The 18,372-nt window shown below is 40.2% G+C and carries 16 protein-coding genes; 10 read left to right on the top strand and 6 right to left on the bottom strand.

Going from position 1 to position 18,372, the window contains the following annotated elements:
• The first annotated feature begins 752 nt into the window (after positions 1 to 752).
• From PSH48_RS20145 to galU, 4 genes are all read left to right on the top strand, one after another.
• On the top strand, positions 753 to 2,699 hold the full coding sequence (locus PSH48_RS20145; protein ID WP_273612246.1) for a polysaccharide biosynthesis protein: 1,947 nt from the start codon (positions 753 to 755) through the stop codon (positions 2,697 to 2,699).
• Positions 2,700 to 2,886: 187 nt separating this feature from the next.
• A complete protein-coding gene (glmM, locus tag PSH48_RS20140) occupies positions 2,887 to 4,242 on the top strand; it encodes a phosphoglucosamine mutase (RefSeq protein WP_273612245.1) in 1,356 nt (451 codons plus the stop codon).
• A 205-nt stretch (positions 4,243 to 4,447) separates the two neighbouring features.
• A complete protein-coding gene (locus PSH48_RS20135) occupies positions 4,448 to 5,614 on the top strand; it encodes a nucleotide sugar dehydrogenase (protein ID WP_273612244.1) in 1,167 nt (388 codons plus the stop codon).
• Positions 5,615 to 5,809: 195 nt separating this feature from the next.
• Positions 5,810 to 6,730 carry a UTP--glucose-1-phosphate uridylyltransferase GalU gene (galU, locus tag PSH48_RS20130; protein WP_273612243.1) on the top strand — a complete coding sequence of 307 codons (921 nt, stop codon included), beginning with the start codon at positions 5,810 to 5,812 and terminating at the stop codon, positions 6,728 to 6,730.
• A gap of 862 nt (positions 6,731 to 7,592) precedes the next feature.
• Here galU and PSH48_RS20125 read toward each other — a convergent pair.
• Entirely contained in the window at positions 7,593 to 9,038 is a 1,446-nt protein-coding gene (locus PSH48_RS20125) for a capsule assembly Wzi family protein (protein ID WP_273612242.1), read from the bottom strand.
• A 599-nt stretch (positions 9,039 to 9,637) separates the two neighbouring features.
• Here PSH48_RS20125 and PSH48_RS20120 point away from each other — a divergent pair.
• A complete protein-coding gene (locus tag PSH48_RS20120; protein ID WP_024032430.1) occupies positions 9,638 to 10,411 on the top strand; it encodes a YggN family protein in 774 nt (257 codons plus the stop codon).
• A 50-nt stretch (positions 10,412 to 10,461) separates the two neighbouring features.
• Here the strand turns inward: PSH48_RS20120 and PSH48_RS20115 are convergent, their stop codons facing one another.
• Together PSH48_RS20115 and rsuA are read right to left on the bottom strand one after the other, a co-directional pair.
• Positions 10,462 to 10,806, bottom strand: coding sequence for a four helix bundle protein (locus PSH48_RS20115; RefSeq protein WP_273612241.1), 345 nt, complete (start codon positions 10,804 to 10,806; stop codon positions 10,462 to 10,464).
• Between the two features lie 113 nt (positions 10,807 to 10,919).
• Positions 10,920 to 11,618, bottom strand: coding sequence for a 16S rRNA pseudouridine(516) synthase RsuA (gene rsuA / locus PSH48_RS20110; RefSeq protein WP_273612240.1), 699 nt, complete (start codon positions 11,616 to 11,618; stop codon positions 10,920 to 10,922).
• 59 nt (positions 11,619 to 11,677) lie between these two features.
• Between rsuA and zapE the strand changes: the two genes are divergently transcribed.
• A complete protein-coding gene (gene zapE, locus PSH48_RS20105) occupies positions 11,678 to 12,787 on the top strand; it encodes a cell division protein ZapE (RefSeq protein WP_273612239.1) in 1,110 nt (369 codons plus the stop codon).
• Between the two features lie 409 nt (positions 12,788 to 13,196).
• On the opposite strand, the gene galE is transcribed toward zapE, so the two are convergent.
• Positions 13,197 to 14,213: a UDP-glucose 4-epimerase GalE gene (gene galE / locus PSH48_RS20100; protein ID WP_029773262.1), complete on the bottom strand. Its 1,017-nt coding sequence runs from the start codon at positions 14,211 to 14,213 to the stop codon at positions 13,197 to 13,199.
• 187 nt (positions 14,214 to 14,400) lie between these two features.
• Here galE and PSH48_RS20095 point away from each other — a divergent pair, with 187 nt between their 5' ends.
• Positions 14,401 to 14,892, top strand: a complete 492-nt coding sequence (locus tag PSH48_RS20095; RefSeq protein ID WP_248451360.1) for a DUF3016 domain-containing protein — start codon at positions 14,401 to 14,403, stop codon at positions 14,890 to 14,892.
• A 37-nt stretch (positions 14,893 to 14,929) separates the two neighbouring features.
• On the opposite strand, the gene PSH48_RS20090 is transcribed toward PSH48_RS20095, so the two are convergent.
• Positions 14,930 to 15,220 (bottom strand): hypothetical protein, encoded by a 291-nt coding sequence (locus PSH48_RS20090; RefSeq protein ID WP_004587953.1) that lies wholly within the window; start codon positions 15,218 to 15,220, stop codon positions 14,930 to 14,932.
• Positions 15,221 to 15,302: 82 nt separating this feature from the next.
• On the opposite strand from PSH48_RS20090, the gene PSH48_RS20085 reads away from it, so the two are divergent.
• Complete coding sequence (locus tag PSH48_RS20085; RefSeq protein WP_024031488.1) at positions 15,303 to 15,512, top strand: hypothetical protein; 210 nt, start codon at positions 15,303 to 15,305, stop codon at positions 15,510 to 15,512.
• On the opposite strand, the gene epmB is transcribed toward PSH48_RS20085, so the two are convergent.
• Entirely contained in the window at positions 15,509 to 16,522 is a 1,014-nt protein-coding gene (gene epmB / locus PSH48_RS20080) for an EF-P beta-lysylation protein EpmB (RefSeq protein ID WP_273612238.1), read from the bottom strand. The genes PSH48_RS20085 and epmB overlap by 4 nt on opposite strands.
• Before the next feature lie 41 nt (positions 16,523 to 16,563).
• Here epmB and efp point away from each other — a divergent pair, with 41 nt between their 5' ends.
• Both efp and epmA read left to right on the top strand, forming a co-directional pair.
• Positions 16,564 to 17,130 (top strand): elongation factor P, encoded by a 567-nt coding sequence (gene efp, locus PSH48_RS20075; protein ID WP_004587956.1) that lies wholly within the window; start codon positions 16,564 to 16,566, stop codon positions 17,128 to 17,130.
• 56 nt (positions 17,131 to 17,186) lie between these two features.
• Positions 17,187 to 18,161 carry an elongation factor P--(R)-beta-lysine ligase gene (epmA, locus tag PSH48_RS20070; protein ID WP_273612237.1) on the top strand — a complete coding sequence of 325 codons (975 nt, stop codon included), beginning with the start codon at positions 17,187 to 17,189 and terminating at the stop codon, positions 18,159 to 18,161.
• Positions 18,162 to 18,372: the final 211 nt, after the last annotated feature.

The following is an 18,372-nucleotide window of genomic DNA, read 5'->3' as shown; positions in this document are numbered from 1 at the left end:
CGCGCAGCTTGTTGGCGTTTAAAAGTAGTGCTTTTACAGTGGTTATTATATTTTAAAACCATAAGAAGCTGCGCTTCTAACGTGAGCAAGCTCTACGTTTACCGCTGAAATAGGCACTGAGGGTAAATAAATCTACTTGCTTGCGCACTTGGAATTTATGGTACATAGATTTATTAATGTAAAATGACTGACGCTAGGTAAACCTGCAGCTACTAGCTTTGTACTTAACTTTGCGCCAGATATTTAATTGATAATTCACAAAGAGGTTAAGAGACGCTGCGCTATAGAGTAGTAAGAATAGATGATTGCTTTCACTTAGGTACTTCTCATTTACTCCTCTTTTTCTTCTCTTTGTGCGATAGGGCTTTAAGTAATTTATTCACAAAGAGATTTAGAGGGCGCAGCGCTTTAGAGGGTCATATTGTAGCAGCGGCTTTATGCCGCGTATGGGATATTAGTGCCAAACGCGAGGTAAACTCGCTGCTACATAAAAGCCTTATTCATTTACTCCTCTTTGTGCAATAGGTTTTTAAGTAATTTATTAACAAATAGGTTAAGAAGCGCTGCGCTTTAGAGGAGTGGGTGAGCATAAAATGAGTATTTATTTTATATTTTCTCGTTAACTACTCTTTCATGGCTATTTGCGACAATGAACTGGTTTTTAATCACCTGTATAATCGGCAGAATTGAGTAATAATTTAAAATTTATAATATCAAAAAACTCTAATTTAAATATAAGAAAGGAACTTCCAATGGATAGTTTTATCCGTTCTATTTTAAATGCATCACGTGCTAAAAAACGAATTATCACTTTGTTTATCGACAGCATGTTTATTTTGGCGGCCTTTTGGTTGGCACTTATTGTAAGGCTGGATAGCCTTGAGCCACTTCAGCGTTTAGATAATTGGCTGTTATTGGCAGTGTTAATACCTGTTAGCTTATATACATTTATAAGCTTAGGTTTATATCGTGCCGTACTTAGGTATATGAACTCGCAAGCTATTTGGGCAATAGTTTTAGGTACTGTTATTACAACGGTAAGCTTAGTGTTGGTTGCGTTTATTATGGGTGTAAATATACCCCGTACTATGCCATTTATTTTTGCGTGGCTTTGCTTGTTAACAGTGGGTGGTGCACGTGTTTTAGTACGTGCAATTATCGGCAAAATGACAACCAATAAAAAAGAATCTGTGATTATTTATGGTGCGGGTTCTGCTGGCCGGCAGTTGGCTACAGCATTAGGTGCAGGGCCAGAGTATTTTGTAAGTGCCTTTATTGATGATGACGTTACAAAGCATGGATCTATTATTCAAGGGATTCCTGTTATTAATTTTCAGGGGATTTACGAGTTAATAGACAAACGCAAAATTAGTAAAGTTCTATTAGCGCTGCCTAGTGAAACACGCTCTCGACGAAAAGAAATTTTGGCACAATTAGAGCCGCTCACGGTTAAAGTGCTTTCTATGCCTGGTATGGCCGATGTTGTTGAAGGCAAAGCAAAGCTTGCTGAAATAACCGAAGTAGGTGTGGAAGACCTGCTTGGCCGTGACCCTGTAGCCCCTAACAATGATTTAATGACAGCTAATATTACTAATAAAGTTGTAATGGTAACGGGTGCAGGTGGTTCTATTGGCTCTGAACTCTGTAGGCAAATAGTAAAACAACAGCCAACTAAATTAGTGTTATTTGAACAAAGCGAATTTGCTCTATATTCAATAGAAAAAGAGCTTGGAGAGTACATTACTAATAATTCCCTCAATATTGAGCTGATCCCTATTATGGGTTCTGTGCAGCGCATAAACCGTATTGAAACTGTTATGATGGCATTTGGTGTGCATACTGTATATCACGCAGCGGCATATAAACATGTGCCTTTAGTTGAGCATAACGTGGTAGAAGGGGTTCGTAATAACGTATTTGGTACTTATTACGCTGCAAAAGCAGCAGTAAACGCAAAGGTAGAAACTTTTGTGCTTATATCAACAGATAAAGCAGTACGCCCTACCAATGTAATGGGCGCTACTAAGCGTATGGCAGAGCTTGCATTGCAAGGCTTAGCGCAAGAGCAAGGCATTAAACATAAAACACGTTTTTGTATGGTACGCTTTGGCAATGTATTAGGCTCTAGCGGTTCGGTAGTGCCCCTATTTCGCCGGCAAATAAAAGAGGGCGGCCCAATTACGTTAACTCACCCTGACATAACTCGCTTTTTTATGACTATTCCTGAAGCCGCTCAATTGGTCATTCAAGCAGGCGCTATGGGTAAGGGTGGTGATGTGTTTGTACTTGATATGGGCGAGCCTGTTAAAATTAAAGATTTAGCAACTAAAATGGTTCGCCTTTCTGGCTTTGAAGTTAAAAATGATACTAACCCTCATGGCGATATTGAAATTAAGTGCACAGGTTTACGCCCTGGTGAAAAACTTTATGAAGAGCTATTAATTGGTGATAACGTAAGGGAAACGTCACATGAGCGCATAATGACCGCCAACGAGGTTATGTTGCCTTTAGCTGAGCTTAACGTATTCATAGAAGCATTAGATGTTGCTTGCCATAACTTTGACCACGAATCAATACGTCAGCTGTTGTTAGATGCACCCACCGGCTTTAACCCAACTGATGGTATATGCGACTTAGTGTGGAATACTAAAAAAGAAAGGCTAAGTGAAGACAATCAAAAAATTGTGAATCTTAATTAAGAGGTTTACTTTTCACGTTGTTGACATAAGGGTATGTATTTAGCCTTAAATATTAAATTAAATTTAAAGCGTGAGTTTAACTCGCGCTTTTTGTATTTTGTATTAAAGCTTTATTTTAGAATAATAGAACTAACTAAAAAATTAACGACGCGTATAGCGCGTTTATAACATTGATAAAGGAATAATTATGTCCCGTAAGTATTTTGGTACCGATGGTGTAAGAGGTAAAGTAGGCACTTTTCCTATCACACCTGATTTTGCGATGAAGCTTGGCTGGGCAGCAGGTACGGTTTTAGCCTCTAGTGGTACTAAAGAAATTTTAATTGGTAAAGACACACGTAACAGCGGCTACATGTTTGAGTCAGCAATGGAAGCTGGGCTCTCTGCTGCGGGTGTAAATGTCGCTTTTGTTGGGCCAATGCCAACTCCTGCTGTTGCTTATTTAGCTTCGACATTTAGAGCCGATGCAGGCGTGGTTATTAGTGCCTCACATAACCCATTTTATGATAACGGTATTAAATTTTTTAATAATTTTGGTACTAAACTCAATGACGAGCAGGAGCTTGAAATTGAAGCTTTGCTAGAACAAGCGTTAAAAAATGATGCAATGCAATGTGTAAGCTCAGAGCGTTTAGGTAAAGCAAGGCGCATTAATGATGCGCCAGGCCGGTACATTGAGTTTTGCAAAGGTATATTTGCAAAAGACTTAACTCTTGAAGGTTTAAAAATTGTTGTAGATAGTGCTAATGGCGCAGCGTACCATATTGCTCCAAATGTATATTCGGAACTTGGCGCAGAAGTCATAAGCATTAATGATAAACCAAATGGTTTAAACATTAATGAGCAATGTGGTGCTACACATTTAAATAGTTTACAAGCTGCTGTGCTGGAGCATAAAGCAGACCTTGGTATTGCACTTGATGGTGATGCCGACAGGCTTATGCTAGTGGATGACTGTGGCACAGTGATTGATGGGGATCAAATTCTCTACATCCTTGCTAAGGCATCAAAACAACAGGGCATAATGGAAGGTGGTGTGGTTGGTACGCTTATGTCTAACCTAGGTTTAGAGTTAGCGCTAAAGGAAATGGATATACCCTTTAAACGCGCAAAAGTAGGCGACCGCTATGTTGTTGAACAACTTAAAAATACTGGGTGGAAGCTTGGCGGTGAAGGCTCTGGCCATATTTTACACTTAGATTACGCATCTACTGGTGATGGTATTGTCGCTTCCTTGTTAGTTTTAACCGCGCTTATTCAGCAAAAGCAATCGTTAAAAGAGTGTGTAGCAGGTATGCAAAAACTACCGCAAGTGCTTTTAAATGTTCGCTTATCACAAAATAATGCTGATGAAATATTAAATACAAGTTCAGTGAAGCAAGCAGTAAGTGAAGCCGAAACTGTACTTTCGGATTCAGGGCGTGTTTTACTGCGTAAGTCTGGTACTGAGCCACTTATTCGTGTGATGGTTGAGTCGACAGATTTAGTGGCCTCACAGGCGCAAGCGGAGCATATAGCTGAAGCTATTAAAGCATTACTATAAAAAGCTCATTTTGTGATCTTATATATCGCTAGTTTTTGATTGCGCGGCTTTTGTCGCGCATAATTTCACCTTTCACCTTTCACCTTTCACCTCTATGCCGACACTATCGTGTTGATATGAGAAGCTCAATATGTAATAGATGATAGGAGGTAACTCTGGTAAAATTACGAATATTAATTACCAATGAAAATATTAAAGGAATAACATGAAAATTGCCGTGGTAGGTACAGGCTATGTAGGCCTTTCAAATGCTATGCTTTTATCGCAACATAATGAAGTGGTTGCGCTTGATATAGATGAGCAAAAAATAGCACTTTTAAACGATAAAAAGTCACCTATTGTTGATACTGAAATTAGTGAGTTTTTAACGCGTGATGACTTAAATTTTACAGCCACAACCAATAAAGTGGCTGCTTATAAAGATGCTGATTACGTAATTATAGCAACGCCAACCGATTACGACGTGGAAAACAACTACTTTAATACCAGCTCGGTTGAAGCGGTAATTAAAGACACTATGTCGCATAACCCTAATGCGGTTATGGTGATTAAGTCGACTATTCCGGTAGGTTTTACGGCTGATATTAAAAAGCAACTTAATGCTGAAAACTTAATATTTTCTCCTGAATTTTTACGTGAAGGCAAAGCGCTTTACGATAACTTACACCCGTCACGTATTGTTGTGGGCGAACAAAGCGAGCGCGCTACTGTTTTTGCCAATTTGCTTAAGCAAGGCGCGATTAAACAAGATGTTGAAGTGTTATTTACTGACTCAACAGAAGCTGAAGCTATTAAGCTATTTTCTAACACTTACCTTGCAATGCGAGTTGCTTACTTTAATGAGCTTGATAGCTACGCAGAAGCACACGGTTTAAACAGCAAGCAAATTATACAAGGTGTAGGCTTAGACCCTCGTATTGGCAACCATTACAATAACCCATCATTTGGTTACGGTGGTTACTGTTTACCAAAAGACACTAAGCAGCTACGAGCTAACTATCAAGATGTACCAAACAATATTATTGGCGCTATTGTTGATGCAAACACCACGCGTAAAGACTTTATTGCTGACTCAATTATTAAACGCAGCCCTAAAATTGTAGGTGTGTACCGCTTAGTAATGAAGAGTGGTTCTGATAACTTTAGAGCGTCTTCTATTCAAGGCATTATGAAACGTATAAAAGCCAAGGGTATTGAAGTTGTTGTATTTGAGCCTGTGCTTGAAGAAAACGAGTTTTACCATTCACGTGTTATTAAAGACTTAAACGAATTTAAGCAAATATCTGATGTGGTGGTTTCTAACCGTATGGTAGAAGAACTGAGCGATATTGCAGATAAAGTGTATACACGCGATTTATTTGGTAGCGATTGATTAGCGATTAATCTTGCTAAACATTTATATACTGCTAAATCTATTTTACCCTCAATGTATCATCCTTGATTCATTGAGGGGTTACAGCTTCAAAAAATATTAATTTAACCAAAAGCTAAAACTTTCCCATTCAGCCCTCATCTACATTTAACCTGTTAACTTAAAAATAATTAATTTACAAATAAAGGACTACCTATGAAAGCTGTTATTCCTGTTGCTGGCCTTGGCACACGCATGTTACCTATGACTAAAGCAATTCCAAAAGAAATGCTACCGATTGTAGATAAACCACTTATTCAATACATAGTGAGTGAGTGTGTAGCTGCCGGTATTAAAGACATTGTACTTGTAACACATAGTTCTAAAAACGCCATAGAAAACCACTTTGATACCAGCTACGAGCTTGAAGCAACGCTTGAAAAGCGTGTTAAGCGTGCGTTACTCGAAGAAGTACGCTCTATTTGCCCTGCTGATGTAACCGTAATGAGTGTACGCCAAGGTGAAGCTAAAGGTTTAGGTCACGCTATTTTGTGTGCAAAACCAATTGTAGGCGATGACGATTTTATTGTATTACTACCTGATGTAATACTTGATGCTTATACAGCCGATCAAAAAACTGAAAACCTAGCCGCGATGATCAAACGCTTTAACGAGACCAAAGCAAGTCAAATTATGCTTGAGCCAGTAGCACAAGATGATGTAAGCAAATACGGTATTGCTGATATAAACGGCGTGCAGTTAACGCCAGGTAACAGTGCGGCAATTAAAACAATGGTTGAAAAACCAGATGCCGATAAAGCGCCATCAAACCTTGCTGTAGTAGGGCGTTACGTATTAAGTAAGAATATTTGGCCGCTACTTGCCAAAACACCAGTAGGTGCTGGTGGTGAAATACAGTTAACAGACTCTATTGATGCGTTAATGACTCAAGAAACCGTTGAAGCATTTCATATGAGTGGTCGCTCGCACGACTGTGGCGATAAGCTAGGTTACTTAAAAGCGATTGTTGAATACGGCATGCGTGATACTAAGTTGGGTGAGGATTTTGGCCAGTACTTAGCGTCGTTAGTTAACGATGAGCCACTTTCGCAATCTGATAATGTTGTAAATTTATAATATTGCAGAGAGTAACCTACATTATTTGTAAGCGCGGCTATATGCCGCGCTTTTTTGTGGGTGTATGTATTTTAGCTGACGTTTTAAAAAGTGATTAAGAGATTATTATCACCACAGAGAACACGGAGAAGAAAAGGAGAAGAGCTAATATCTTCTCGGTGCAGCGCGCAGCGCCTCTGCGTCCTCGGTGGTAAAAGCGTTTTGTTCTAGTGCATAAGTAATTAAGAAATTATTATCACCACAGAGAACACGGAGAACACGGAGAAGAAAAGGAGAAGAGCTAATATCTTCTCGGTGCAGCGCGAAGCGCCTCTGTGTTCTCGGTGGTAAAAGCGTTTTGTTCTAGTGCATAAGTAATTAAGAAATTATTACCACCACAGAGAAGACAAGGAGAAGTGCAGGAGGAGTGACTAGTAATAATATATTTCCTCAGTGTAGCGCGCAGCGCCTCTGTGCTCTCGGTGGTCAGATTGTTTTGCGGTTGAATTTTTACCTAATTGATAAAAAATAAAACATTATTATCACCACAGAGAACACGGATAAGTGGAGAAGTAATAATTAGTTGTAGGCGCCTTGCTTGCTGGCGCAATTAGGCTTTATATAGCATTGAAATAATAAATTTAAACGCGAGGTAAACTCGCTGCTAGTAGTATGTTTTCTCATTTACTCCTCATTTTTTCTCTTTGTGCAATAGGGGGTTAAGTTATTTAGTCACAAAGAGGTTAAGAGACGCTGCGCTATAGAGGGTAACGCTGTAGGCGCGGCTTTATGCCGCGTATTGAGTATTAGTGCCAAACGCGAGGTAAACTCGCTGCTACTTAAATATTTAAAGCAAAACTTTAAGGTGCGCCTTTAATAAACTTTAAAATTTTGCAAATACAGCTAAGCGTGAAAATGATTCCCCGTATACATCTTTGCCCTGATAAAGCTCTGCCCCCCAACTCTGTGCCCCCATTATTGGTTTACTTAATTTACGTGTATAGGCTGTTTGGAGCTCATAGCTAGTTTTATAGCCATCACGCTTATTTTTAAGCGTGCGAATAGTGGTATTGAGTGTTTCTATGGAGCTCAACTGCCAGTGCCAATTGAGACTCATTGTTTTAGAGGGTGTATAGTCGGTGTAGTTGTGCTCATCACCAGCCCAATGGCCGATAACATTACCTGAATTACGGTTTCCATCTTTGTAAATGCTATTTGCATACCAGCTTTGTTGTAAGTTACTGTGCTCAAAACGAAGGCTATGATCGTTTGCTATAAAAGGTAAATATAGTCCAAAACTGTATGCATTATTACGTGAGCCGCCCCCGAGTGTATCTTCAAGCGCAACTTCACCATAAAGCTCAAAGGGCAGTGAATAAAGACTACTATTATACTCAAACGTAATAGAGCCTAGTTGATCGCCAAGCTCATAATCTGTATCAAACTCTTCTGCTTCAGAAGTTGTAAGGTTATCTTTACTGCCTGGTTTAAAAAAACCTTCTGCAAAGTCTTTTAATGTTACGCTACGTGGCCCGCCGCCAAATTGCATTAAGCGGCTTAAACCTATAGTTAAGTTTTCAGTTGCTGCAAAGCTTGTGTGTAAGCCAAATAAGTACGGTTTACCTGGCGAAAAATCATTACCGTTTATAGGGTCGTAGTTACCTTTACGAATGCCGCTTTGCTCTGTCATTTGGCTAATAAACATGTCGTATCTAATGTTAAAGCTAGTGATTGGTTCTACGTTACTTATTGTTATAGAGGGCGTTGTTTTAGCTTGTGTGCTTAGTAGCATGGCGCTGTCTTCAAAGGGAGAATACCAATGTTCACGGTAGCCAATATCTAGTTGGGCGTATTTATAGCCCAGGTAAACAAAGCTTTGTGTTGGAAGTATTTCGTCTTCGTTGGCTATGCCAGCCACATTTACACCAAAGTGGCGGCCAAAGTTTGCGTATGCACCGCCTTCAACAATTAAGTTGGTTTTTGTGGTTTGCCCGCGCTGGTTTGGCAGTGTTTTGTTTTTAGTACCTGCTGCAATGGTTAACTTTGCAAAAGCGCCTGCGTCGCTTTGAATGTAGGGACTAAGTTGATAAGAAAGCGTTTGATATAACTCAGGGTAAGTATGCCTAACTGTTTGTAGCACTCTATAGATATCATGCGCTTTATAGGGCTTACTCATTATGTGTGTGTTTTTACTTACAGCTAAAAGGCGTTGTACTTGATGTTCAAGCTCAGGAACTTGATTTAAAGGTAAATAAGGTGAAACGCCGCCTTTAGCCATTACATTTGCACTGATTGCCATCCCGACAAGTAGCGATATTTTTTTTAGCATAATTATTCCGTTAGCAAAAAATTGTTTAAGTAAAAAACGTTAATGCGAGGTTAGCAATAAATAACTAAGTAAGAAAGAAAAACACTCAAACCCGTGTAGATAAGTCGTTATTTTGAGTAAGCTCTTCATTTGTAGCCCAAATGAGCTTTGAGGTTAAGTTTTATTTTAAAGGCGCGCAGCTTGCTGGTATATTTGGAATTTATTCTGCGTATATTTATTAATGCAAAATGTCTGACGCGAGGTAAACTCGCTGCTACTTGTATGCTTTCTCATTTGCTTCTCTTTGTGCAAAATATTAAGTGATTTATTCACAAAGAGGTTAAGAGACGCTGCGCTCTAGAGGGTAACGTTGTAGGCGCCTAGGTATAAAAGTATAAATGTTTCAATTGCGTGAGCAAGCTTCACGCCTACTAATAAAATATAACCGTATTTATTGTAAACGCGATGCTTAATAATTTATTCTGACTAACAGCTAACAGCTAACAGCTAACAGCTAACAGCTAACAGCTAACAGCTAACAGCTAACAGCTATTTTTCTTGCATAAAGTTGGTTTTTTGTTAACCTACTTGCCTTCCTTTTTTAGCTTGTTGGGGTGTATATGGCGTTGTTATCTCGTTCGATATTGGCGTTGTGTTTAGCACTTTCAAGCTCTGCTGTTTTAGCTCAGTCACAGTGCGATGTTGAGCTTAGTCATGGCTTAATTATCACTGACGACGTTATACGTATTCTTGATAAAGGCCAAACACGCGTACAAATTAATAATAACAATCAGCTTTTTATTCGAGGTTACTGGGTTGATTTAAGCACTGAAGAAAGCAAAGTACTTGAGCAATTTAGCAATGGTATTCGCCATACGGTGCCGGAGCTTGTTAATTTGGCTACCGATGGTGTTAACTTAGGTTTAAGCGCCATTGAACATGTAGTCGAGGGGATGTCTGACAAAGAACCCGAGGTGCTAAAAACCCAGCTCCAGTACGTAGAGCGTGCGCTTATGGACAAATTTAAGCGTGGCGATGATTTCTTTTTTATCGCGCCACAGTCGCTCTCGCAAATAGATGATTTTTTCACTAAAGAAATTAGCCAGCAAATACACTCTGCCGTACATGGTTCGTTAGGGGCTATTTTAATGTCGCTTGGTGATGCGTTTAAATCACGCGAAGGTAATATTGAAGACCGCATTAACGACATGGGCCAACGTATGGATATTATCTCGAAAGAAATAGATAAATCACTGCAAAAAAAGGCTCAGCAACTTGAGCTTAAAGCCTCTGAATACTGTGAATGTTTAAACGCACTCGATGTGACCGAATCACGCTTGCAAGCGATTGTACCAGGCATGGCTGACTTTGATTTAGTGCAGATAAAATCGTAAGGAAAGTGGGGAGTTATAAGCTGTTAGTTATTAGCTATTAGCTATAAGTGTTAGTTCAGTGGGATTTTTAGCTTGAGGCATTGGATCATGGCTGATAGTTCGTTTGTTTCTTTAAGCCACTCCTTGCCGTCGATGTTATTTATATATTTAATATCAATGCCAATATATATTTGTGTTCTTGCTTCGGCCAAGGAAGCTCTTGCAATATCTAGAAAACGCCTTTTCTCTTTATTACTCTCTCTGGACATTCCTTCTGCTATATTGCTTGGCACGGAGAGCCCCGAGCGTGTTAGCTGATCCCTAAAACCATAGTCCTTGAGGGTTGCAGTTGCCTTATAAATATCTGCGCTTAATCGTGCAGAACGTTTCCACACTTCTAAATTTTCAAAATTCATTTCACCCTCTATTTATTATCAATTCTAATAAAGAAAGGGTAGTACAACTAAGCAAGAGTGTTAACTTTGCTAAAAGCTAAAAGCTAAAAGCTAAAAGCTAAAAGCTAAAAGCTTTAAAGGATAACCTCTCCCTCTTTTAACTCCCTATACTCTCCACTTGCTAAGTTTTCGTCCAGTATAATATTACCTATTTGCTCGCGGTGTAGTTCTACCACTTTGTTACCTACCGCGGCTAACATGCGTTTAACTTGGTGGTATTTACCTTCGCTGATTGATAAACGTAAGCTGTAGGTGGCAAGTGCTTCTGCTTTAGCTGGGCGGGTAAGATCTTTTTCGTTGTGAAGTTGTACGCCGTCGCGTAGTTGTTCTAATGCTTCTTCGGTTATAGGCTCTTGTGTTTCTACTAAGTAGGTTTTTAATTTGTTGTGCTTTGGCGAGGTAATACGGTGCGACCAATCGCCATCGTTAGTAATAAGTACTAAGCCGGTGGTGTCTATATCAAGGCGACCTGCTACATGAAAGTCGGCCATATTTGGCTCATCGAGTAAATCAAATACGGTGGGGTGTAGTTCATCTACATTGGCACACACGTAGCCTACAGGTTTGTGTAGCATAAAGTAGCGTTTACCTAAAAATACCATAGGCTCACCAGCAAATGTTACTTCATCTTGCTGGGTTACTTGAAAATCGAACGCGCTAACAACTTCCCCATTTACTTGCACTTCTTGGCGTTTAATACCCGCGCGAGCTTTTGAGCGTGGTAGCTCGGCTAGGTGGCTAATAAATTTATCTAAGCGGCAAGGGAATTTCATTTTGGTTCACATTTTTAGTCGGCTACAATGGCGGCGATTATAGCCGATAGTGAAACCCCATGTCAGTAAACTACCCACAAATTTTAAGGCTTTACCAAGCAAAAATAGATGCGGGTGAACTGTGTGTTGATAGCGCTCAGCAAAATGCAGTAAATGCGTTAAATAACCTAAGTATACAGTTACACACAAAAATACCTTGGTGGAAAAAAGCGCCGTTAATTAAAGGGGTTTATTTGCATGGGCCGGTGGGGCGGGGTAAATCCATGCTAATGGATTTATTTTATAAAAATTTACCCACTGAGCGTAAGCAGCGGCTGCATTTCCATCACTTTATGGCGCAAATACACACGCAACTTGCCCAGCTGCAAGGTCATAAAAACCCTCTCACGTTAATTGCTAAACAATGGGCGAAAGATATAAAAGTGCTGTGTTTTGATGAGTTTTTTGTTAGCGACATTGGCGATGCAATGATTATGGCAAGGTTATTTAACGCCTTGTTTGATAGTGGGGTAGTGCTGGTGGCAACTTCTAACGCAAAACCTGAGCAGCTTTATCGCAATGGCCTACAGCGCGCGCGGTTTTTACCCACAATCGATTTAATTAACCGTTATTGCCATGTTATTAGTGTTGAAGGGCAGGATGACCATCGCTTTAGGTATGGTAAAAATAGCCGCCACTATTTTATTAATTTACCTATAAGCGAGTTTAAAAAGCAGTTTTTATCTCAGTATCCACAAGCAAAGGAAAATCAAATTTTACAGGTACACTCCCGCAGCTTACCGTGTTTATTAACCGCAGATAATGCAATAATGATCGATTTTATGGCGCTTTGCTCAGGAGCGCGTAGCGCTTACGATTATATGTTTTTAGCCAAGCAGTTTGATATTTTATATATAGAAAATGTGCCAAAAATGGGTGTAGGCGCAACAGGTAAAGTAATAGTGCATGGTATTGAAGACAGTTATCAACGCGAAAAACAAACCCTAAATGAGCATTATTTAGATGACGAAGCGCGGCGCTTTATTGCATTGGTGGACGAGTTTTACGATTGCCACAAGTTATTAGTTATTAACGCCCATGCGCACGTTGAGTCTTTGTATCAGGGGGAAAAGTTAAGCTTTGAATATGCGCGAACGCAGTCGCGTATTGTCGAAATGCAAAATTGGTAACACCTTTTCAATATTACATTGTTAGCGCGCGACTTGCTGGCGTTTTAAAAGCGATTACGTCACCACTGAGAACCCAGAGAAGTGAAGGAGAAGAGCTTTTTCTCAGTGCAGCGCGTAGCGCCTCAGTGCCCTCGGTGGTAAATTTTTTAACAAACACCTAAAGTGGTTTTATCACCACAAAAACATGCAGCAGTGAAAAAGTAATAATTAGTTGTAGATGCGCAGCTTGCTGGCGTTTAAAAGCAGCGCTTTTACGTTGTGTTAAACCTCTTTGATAAAGCTATGAGAAGCTTCGTTTCTAACGTGAGCAAGCTCTACGTCTCCATTAAAAAATTAGCGCGGTAGCAAAATTGTTTATAGGTGATTTGCCCGCTTGTGAAACAGGCAAAATTTATAAAGTATTTTTTAATTAGCTTTTATAACCATTAGGGTTATTTGACTGCCAACGCCATGTGTCTTCCATCATGGCATCTATTCCACGCACCGCTTTCCAGCCTAGCTCATTAAGTGCTTTTTCTGGCGCGGCGTAACATGCAGCAATATCGCCAGGGCGACGAGGCGATACTTGATAAGGAACGTCTTGGCCGCTGGCTTTTATAAAGGCGTTAACCATTTGCAGTACAGAGTAACCATTGCCTGTGCCAAGATTATATACAAGTGCGCCGGTATTGTCGGCAATTTTATCAAGCGCTTTTAAGTGCCCCATCGCTAAATCTACAACGTGAATATAGTCGCGCACACCAGTGCCATCAACGGTGTCGTAGTCATCACCAAATACAGCAAGCTGCTTTAATTTACCTACTGCAACTTGGGCAATAAATGGTAATAAGTTATTAGGAATACCATTTGGATCTTCGCCAATTAAGCCTGACTCATGTGCGCCCACTGGGTTAAAGTAGCGTAAAATAGCAAATGCAAAACGCTCATCTGATTTAGCAATATCTTGCAGCATCATCTCAACCATCAGTTTTGATGTGCCGTACGGATTAGTTGTGCCACCTACCGGGAAGTCTTCTTTAATCGGTAAGCTTGCAGGGTCGCCGTAAACTGTGGCTGATGAGCTAAATACTAATTTAAATACGCCTGCATCACGCATGGCATCTACAAGTGTAAGCGTACCTTGTACGTTTGTTTGATAGTACTCAACAGGTTTAGCTACCGACTCACCCACTGACTTTAAGCCTGCAAAATGAATAACGCTCTCTATGGTATGCCTTGTAAAAATGGCATCTAAAAAAACTTTATCAAGAATGTCGCCTTGGTAAAACGTGGCTTCTTTGCCTGTGATTTGCTTTACGCGTGCAAGCGACTCTTTTGATGCGTTACTTAAATTATCAACAACAACAACTTCGCTGCCTTGCTGTAAAAGTTCTAAAACGGTGTGTGAGCCTATGTAGCCTGCGCCGCCTGTTACTAAAATTGCCATGAATGCTCCGTGGATACCTTTTTCAATTATCTTAATTTCATCATATATTCTTACTATTTACATGCTTTATTTTAAAAGCGTATTAAAATAGGTTAATTAAGTAATGGTTAATAAACTAGTGTTAAACTTGTATGGTCTATTACTGGGCTAAGTCTAAATAATTAGTACTGCCCCTTTGGAGAATGCTATGAATTCAGTTAAAACAATCGCTATGGCAATGTGTATTACATTACCTGCATTTGCACACGCTGGAGAATCTGTAGTTAAGTGGCAAGATTTTAAAGACTACCGCGATGTGCGCGCTTCTAGCCAGGGTAAAGCGTCGTACCACAAACAAATTGCTACTCAGTTCGAAAAACATTTTTCTAAACTTGCCGAGCAATTGCCAAAAGGCTACAAGCTAAATTTAGAAATAACCGATATCGATTTAGCAGGGGACGTACGCTATGGCGGTATGGATGAAATACGCGTAGTAAAACCTATTTATTTTCCGCGCATTAAGCTAAATTACTCGCTAAGCGATAATAAAGGGAGTGTAGTGAGTGAAGAGGACGATGTAGAGCTTAAAGACATGGGCTTTATGGATAAAATTAAAATGGGTCGCGACGAGCCGTTTTTTTATGAAAAACGCTTAATAACCGAATGGTTTGGCGAGCAAATTTTAGCAAATTTAGATTAAACAAAATGCCGCTAAATTGCGGCATTTGTTTTACGCTTTACTTAAACGTAGCGAGCAGGGTAAGTAACTGTTGTAGCTTAATAACCGTTGTTTTAAGCTTTTCTTCATCAAAACCATCTGTGCTTAAGCTTTCTACATCGGCTGCTACATCAAGTACGTATGGCTTAAAGCGTTTAGCTTCAAAACTAAATCCGGCATCAGCTGGGAACAAGGCTTTAAATTTACCGTGGCCTTGTTGCTGTAGCTCATCTAGTTTTTTGTCGGCATCAAGTGCTTGGCGATAAACAATTTTTAAGTTAGCGTTGAGTTGTTCAATTATAGAATCCATGGTTTTCCTAAAGCTTTGTACTGCATTGCCGATATAGTACTTGGAATACATTTAAATGTCAGGTTGATTAAGGCTTATAACGATGAATATATCAGGTGGAAATCTACCCGCTATGTCTAGCTCTGGCCAAGGTGGTGAAGTATATACCGCTGCTTTGTCTAAAAAGCAGCAATTAGCAGATGGCGCAGCAGCACTTGCACTAATTGAAGGTGCTGCCCAGCCAACAAGTGCGCAATCACCGGCTCAGTCGGTCACTGCAACACTGGGTAACAATGTAAATATATACGTTTAAATTAGCTTAAGGTCGATAGGTGTTTTGCTTTTTTGACCGCCTATTTCTCTTACTAATTTAGGCACTAAAAATCCAGGCAGGGCTTTTAATAGTTCTGCCATTATTTTTATTGCTTGCTCTTCGTTAATATCAAAGTGGCTTGCGCCTTCAACCTTATCTAGCAAATATAAATAGTATGGCAGTACGTCTGCATCAAATAACGCCTCACTTAAATTTATTTGTGCCTCAACGGTGTCGTTCACCTCTTTTAAAATAACTGCCTGGTTTAATAACGTTACGCCTGCTTGCTTTAGCTTTTGCATGGCGGCTTTAAACTCGTCGTCTATTTCGTTGGCATGATTTATATGGTTAATAAATATAATTTTTAGCGGTGATTGCTTTAGCCTCGCGCACAGCTCATCGGTAATTCGCGCAGGTATTACCACAGGTAAACGGCTGTGTATTCGCATGCGTTTAATTTGAGGTAATTGTTCAAGCTCATCTAAAAACCAGCTAATGGCATCGTCTTTGGCCATAAGTGGGTCGCCACCACTTAAAATCACTTCGTTTATGTTGGCATCTGATTTTATATAGCTCAGCGCATCAAGCAGGCTTTTTTTATTAAGCTGGTTTTCTTGATACGGGAAGTGGCGTCTAAAGCAGTAACGGCAATTTACTGCACAGCCAGTTTTAAACATAATTAAAACACGGGATTTATATTTATGTAAAAGCCCTGGCTGTTCGTTGTCTTGCTCTAGTAAAGGATCTTTATTAAAACCTGTTTTGGTTAAAAACTCTTGATGGCGTGGCATAACTTGTAGCAATAAGGGGTCGTTTGCATCGCCCTTGCGTATTTTTTTTATAAAAGGGACTGGCACGCGTACCGGAAATAAACTGCGGGCTTTTAGGTCGTTTTCATGGGCTTGGCTCGATAAACCGACCATGTCAAGCAAGGTTTTTGGGCAGGTAACTACATTTGCTAATTCTTTTTGCCAGTTTTTATGCAAATTTGTTTCATTTCTTTGTATCATTGGCACGTAGATTACTCGAAAAAAATTAAATAGAGGAAACGATGGCGAATTATAGCACCAACGAGTTCAAGGGCGGCCTAAAAATTATGATGGACGGCGAACCTTGCAGTATTTTAGAAAATGAAATGGTAAAACCTGGTAAAGGCCAAGCGTTTAACCGTGTTCGTATCCGCAAACTTATCTCTGGTAAGGTGCTTGAAAAAACCTTTAAATCGGGTGAATCAGTTGAAGGCGCCGATGTAATGGATACCGACTTAGCGTACCTATACACAGACGGTGAGTTTTGGCATTTCATGAACAACGAAACATTTGAACAAATTGCCGCTGACGAAAAAGCACTTGGCGATGCCGTTAAATGGTTAGTAGAAAACGATGTATGTACTATTACATTATGGAACGGTAGCCCAATCGCGGTTACTCCACCTAACTTTGTTGAGCTTGAGATCACTGAAACTGATCCTGGCCTTAAAGGCGATACAGCGGGCACAGGCGGTAAACCTGCAACGCTTAGCACTGGTGCAGTAGTACGCGTTCCATTATTCGTACAAATTGGTGAAGTAATTAAAGTAGACACCCGTAGCGGTGAATACGTAGGCCGTGTTAAGTAAGCTTGAGTACGGTTTATAAAATCCCGGCTTAAGCTGGGATTTTTTTTGGAGAAAATATGTCAGCAACACCTTGGGCACCTAGTGCAAGCATAAACACCCTTAAGCAACGTGCAGTCATACTGAGAACTATTCGTGAGTTTTTTTATACGCGTAATGTAATGGAAGTAGAAACACCGAGCTTAAGCAGTGCCAGTGTAACCGATGTGCATTTAGCAAGTTTTAATACACAGTTTGTAGGCCCAGGCCACGCGGGTGGCTTGCCGCTTTATTTACAAACATCGCCTGAATTTGCAATGAAGCGTTTGCTAGCAGCAGGCTCAGGGCCCATATTTCAGCTTTGTAAGGCATTTAGAAACGAAGAAGCGGGACGCCATCATAACCCCGAATTTACTATGCTTGAGTGGTATCGCCCTGGGTTTGATGAGTTTGCATTAATGGATGAAATGGATGAGCTAATGCAGCTCATTTTAAATGTAGAGCCTGCAGAGCGTCTTACTTACCAACAAGTATTTGAGCAAGTGTTAGCGCTTGACCCGTTAACAGCTACGCTTACGCAATTACAAACACTTGCCTGCGATCACGGCTTTGCCGATATAGCCGAAAACGAAACCAATAAAGATACCTTGCTGCAGCTGTTATTTTGTATGAAAGTAGAGCCAACTATTGGGCAAACTAAGCCGTGTTTTGTGTATCATTTTCCGGCATCGCAAGCGGCATTGGCACAAATTTGTGAGCACGATAACCGTGTAGCAGGGCGCTTTGAGCTTTATTATAAAAATATGGAATTAGCGAATGGCTTTAATGAGCTAACTAATGCTAAAGAGCAGGCAAAGCGCTTTGATGAAGATAACGCTTATCGCGCTGCCAATGGGTTAAACCACGTGCCTATGGATACCCGCTTAATCGCCGCACTTGAGCACGGCTTACCGCAATGCGCAGGCGTTGCTATGGGTATAGACAGGTTAGTTATGCTAGCCACCGCTAAAGATACAATAAAAGAAGTCATCGCGTTTGATGTAGATAGGGCGTGATGCATGGCCTATAGGCGCCTTGCTTGCTGGCGCGTTAATATAAAATCTATTTACGCTTTTGCTTTTTTGCGTGAGCAAGCTTCACGCCTTGTATCTCTCGTTGATAAATGATTAGCTATCATTTATCACATCGAAGTCAGTGAGCTTGCCTTTGCGCCTAGTATTTAATACTGCTCCGTAGATAAAGCCCTGACTTTCTATTCTCACAAAC

Origin of the sequence: Pseudoalteromonas sp. Angola-4 (assembly GCF_028599265.1) — a bacterium.
GTDB classification, from domain to species: Bacteria; Pseudomonadota; Gammaproteobacteria; order Enterobacterales; family Alteromonadaceae; genus Pseudoalteromonas; species Pseudoalteromonas atlantica.
This window is presented reverse-complemented; position numbering and strand designations above follow the sequence as displayed.